The following is a 3,790-nucleotide window of genomic DNA, read 5'->3' as shown; positions in this document are numbered from 1 at the left end:
TTATTTTTATCCCAGTCAAACTGCATAAAGCCATTATACTGCTACTCACTGAAACTGATGGCACATTTTTGATATGTTTTGTCTATTACTTGAACGGGATATATTCAACTGTATTGAACCATAGATCTGGTTGAGAAGCCCAAGTAAATTTCCAGTGGAGCTAAAGCTGACGAATGTTACTAAAATCTCGCTAACTTGAAGATATGCTACTTGTCTTAGGCTGCTTTATCTCCAACACTTAAGGGGCTAATAACTAGATTTTATCTCCTCCCGTAGCGACATTTTTAAATCTTTCTTGGGCAGCAGAAAAAGCCTCTTTCATCACTCTTTGAATCCTCTTAGGATCGGGTTTTTTACCCCCCATTAAATCGCCAAAATAGACACAAGCACCCTCTCCTAGGGCCCAGGTATAGGCAGCGGACCAAGAAGCGGCGATCACACTGCCAAAACCGGGGATAAATTTCACCAATTCCCGACCGATGGCCTGGGCCAAAAAGCCGCCAGCGATCGCACTGACGACTCCGCCGGCTTGGGATGGGGTTAAGACTTGACCGTATAATTTGCCTAAAACCCCCACCATTGACACTTGTAGGGCGGTTAACACGGGCATAGTCGCTAAGGGTAAGGGAATCGCCGCCAAGGTCGCCGCTATGACGGAAAAGGCTAACATATAGCGTCGGGCCACGTCCCGATAGAGATGGCCTAATTTATCGCTGGTTTCCCGATCTAAAAGTTGGTGGATGGTGTTAGCCTCGGCTTTTGGCAATAAATCGGCTAAATTGTCTCTAAATGCCTCTAAACCGTAAAAAACAGGGTTGTAACCGTCTTCCTCTAGGGTAAAGTCTATTATCACAGAATTGTCGTATAAATCCTTAAAAGTTTCTTTAATTTCTTGATAGGCGCGATTGATATCCTCGAAATCGGGAGGATAGGGGGGATGATCAACGGTATTAGGAGGATAAAGCTGATGAAGACAGGTGACAGCCAGTAAACAGGGGATTTTAGGGTATTTTTGCCGCAGTTGTTTGGTAATTTCCAGGAGGCTATCGGTGGCAAAATCATTAATTTTTACCGTCACGATAAAAACCTGGGCGCGTCCCGTGTTTTCGGCTAAATCTGCTAATAATTCCGCGATTACCGTGTCTGTGTGTTGATAGGCATCCCCTAACCCCACCGTATCGGTAAAAATCAACAGGGGTAAGTCTTCCGCGGGGTAGGTGTAGCGCTGGGTGTTTTGGGTGTGGGGACGGAAACCTTGCCCGACGATTTCCGCCGAAACTCCCGTTATTCCCCGAATAATCGAACTTTTTCCCGTTTGGGGTTTGCCGATTAACAGCGCCTCGGTGGTGGGTAATTCTTGACGGACTTTTTCTAAAATTTCCGCCACTTGAGTGTCACTAACACTAAACCATTGCAGGACAGTATTAGTCAACTGGTCGATGGGGAGTCTTTTCATCACTTCCCCCGTGAGACTATTCCAAGTATTGACCAAAGAATCAATGGGCAGTTTATCAGTCATGGGGATTAGAAAGGTTTATGATAACTAAAATAGAGATTTTCAGCAATAGAATCAGACGATGAGAAAAGCCGCAATAACTCCGCAAGATTTATCATGGCCTTTTTGGCCAATTGTACCACTTTATCCCTATGGTCAAAGACGGACAATTCGCCAAGAAGTGGTGAAAGATACGCTCTGGACATTTGAGCAATTGCAGGGTATTTTTTATGTGGTCGTGCCGATTCGCATGACGGTAATTAAGTTAGCATCTGGGGGTTTATTTGTTTATGCACCAGTGGCCCCGACTCCTGAATGTATTCGCTTAATGCGTGAGTTGGAAAGTCAACATGGGGAAGTTAAATATATTATTTTGCCGACGATTTCTGGGATTGAACATAAGGTTTTTGTCGGTCCTTTTGCCCGTTATTTTCCTAAGGCTATAGTTTATGTTGCTCCTAATCAATGGAGTTTTCCTCTTAATTTACCTTTGAGTTGGTTGGGTTTACCGGCAAAACGAACGGAAATTTTACCTGCTGACTCGGCAACCATTCCTTTAGGAAAAGATTTTAGTTATGAAATTTTACCCGCAATTGATCTGAATGTGGGATACTTCTCGGAAGTGGCTTTTTTTCATCACTACTCTCAAACTCTGCTGCTGACTGATGGCATTATTTCTATCCCAGAAAATCCTCCCGCTATTTTAGAATTAGACCCCTATCCGCTGCTGTTTCACGCTAAAAATAGTGCTAAGGATTTGGTGGAGGATACCCCAGAAAATCGCCGTCGGGGTTGGCAAAGAATTTGTCTTTTTGCTCTTTATTTTCAACCTCCTGTTTTAGCTGTTCCCAATTGGATTCAGGTGTTTAGAGATGCTTTTACTGCTAAGGAAAAGAGTAAAAAAGCCTATTTTGGTTTATTCCCTTTTCAATGGGGTGATGATTGGCAAAAGACTTTTTTAAATTTGCGTCGAGAGGGGAGGTTAATAGTCGCGCCAATTTTGCAAACTTTGATTCTTAATCGCACTACTGAGGAGGTTAGTCAATGGGTTGATAGAATTGCCCAATGGCCGATTAAACAGGTTATTCCTTGTCATTTTGCTAGTCCGATTCAAGCTGATAGTCAAGAGTTTCAGCAGGCTTTTTCTTTCTTGTCAAAAGATTCTTATTTACCTAAAGATGACTTGGAATGTTTAGAAAGTATTGATAGTTTTTTAGTGCGCTGGCGATTGACTCCTCCTCCCGATAAAAAATTGTAATTTATGGCTAAGAACTGCTATAATATAGGCGGTTGTTAGTTGATTGCTAATCAAGGTCATGCAAATTCCCGAAAATCCCAGTAATGATGACATCAGAGCGGCGTTGATTCAATTAAGTGATGAAGTTAGTGATTTGCAAGAAAAATTCAGCCAATCACAGGACGCATTCAGTAAGTGGCGAGATGAAATAGGACAAAAAATTGATCGCATAGATTATAAATTTGATGCCTATCAAAAAGGTACAGACGGTATGGTGAGAATGGCTACTACTATCATCATTGCCACCGCTTCTGTGGTGGTTTTATCTAGTCTTAGTCCTGCGGTGACAGCAATTATCACCGCTTTATATTCTGCTAATGCTCATTAATTAATTTATCGCTAAATTCTGGTGCGTTAGGCTACCTTTTGGTGCGATTCGGTACGTTAGGCGCTTGCTAACACACCCTATCTTTCCTGAATTTTTACCCGTTTGTTTAATTGATTCATAGTCAAGGAAATCACCAGATTAAAGAATAAATAGGTGGCCATAACTACTATTAACATTTCTACAGCTTTTCCCGTCTGATTAGCGATGGTACTAGAGATAGCATAAATATCATTATAACCAATAGCGATCGCTAAACTAGAGTTTTTAACCAGGTTTAAACATTCATTAGTTAAAGGAGGAATAATCACTGGCAAAGCTTGGGGAAAAATTACTAATCTCATCACTAATAAAGGTTTTAATCCCAAGGCTTTAGCTGCTTCCCATTGTCCCCGATTAACCGATTGAATCCCCCCCCGTACCGTTTCCGCAATAAAGGCAGCTGTATAAACAGTTAAACCGATTAAGAGAGTAGCAAACTCAGAAGAAAGATGTAAACCGAAGTCAATATTTTGATTAAGAGGATTAACTTGGGGACTTTGCCATTGTAAACCCCAAATTAGGGGAATTATAACTAGGATTAGTAGGCTAGTTAGGCATAAACCAAGTTTATTTTTTATGGATAAAAATAATGAGAGAATTATTCCTAAAATAATGATAGCTAAAGTTAACC

The 3,790-nt window shown here is 41.3% G+C and carries 4 protein-coding genes; 2 read left to right on the top strand and 2 right to left on the bottom strand.

Features of this window, described 5'->3' with window-relative positions; translation table 11 throughout:
* Window positions 1-253: 253 nt before the first annotated feature.
* Window positions 254-1,519 (bottom strand): YcjF family protein, encoded by a 1,266-nt coding sequence (locus tag PX636_RS02125; protein ID WP_288116082.1) that lies wholly within the window; start codon window positions 1,517-1,519, stop codon window positions 254-256.
* A 58-nt stretch (window positions 1,520-1,577) separates the two neighbouring features.
* On the opposite strand from PX636_RS02125, the gene PX636_RS02120 reads away from it, so the two are divergent.
* Window positions 1,578-2,753 carry a DUF4336 domain-containing protein gene (locus PX636_RS02120; RefSeq protein WP_288116081.1) on the top strand — a complete coding sequence of 392 codons (1,176 nt, stop codon included), beginning with the start codon at window positions 1,578-1,580 and terminating at the stop codon, window positions 2,751-2,753.
* A 58-nt stretch (window positions 2,754-2,811) separates the two neighbouring features.
* Window positions 2,812-3,120 carry a ssr2422 family thylakoid membrane protein gene (locus PX636_RS02115; protein ID WP_002798015.1) on the top strand — a complete coding sequence of 103 codons (309 nt, stop codon included), beginning with the start codon at window positions 2,812-2,814 and terminating at the stop codon, window positions 3,118-3,120.
* Window positions 3,121-3,197: 77 nt separating this feature from the next.
* On the opposite strand, the gene PX636_RS02110 is transcribed toward PX636_RS02115, so the two are convergent.
* A partial coding sequence (locus PX636_RS02110; protein WP_288116080.1) for an ABC transporter permease subunit occupies window positions 3,198-3,790 on the bottom strand: 593 nt, incomplete at its 5' end.

Source organism: Microcystis sp. M53598_WE2 (genome assembly GCF_030067735.1).
GTDB lineage: Bacteria > Cyanobacteriota > Cyanobacteriia > Cyanobacteriales > Microcystaceae > Microcystis > Microcystis aeruginosa.
Note: the sequence above shows the minus strand (reverse complement) of the source record. Positions and strands in the feature narration are given on the sequence as shown.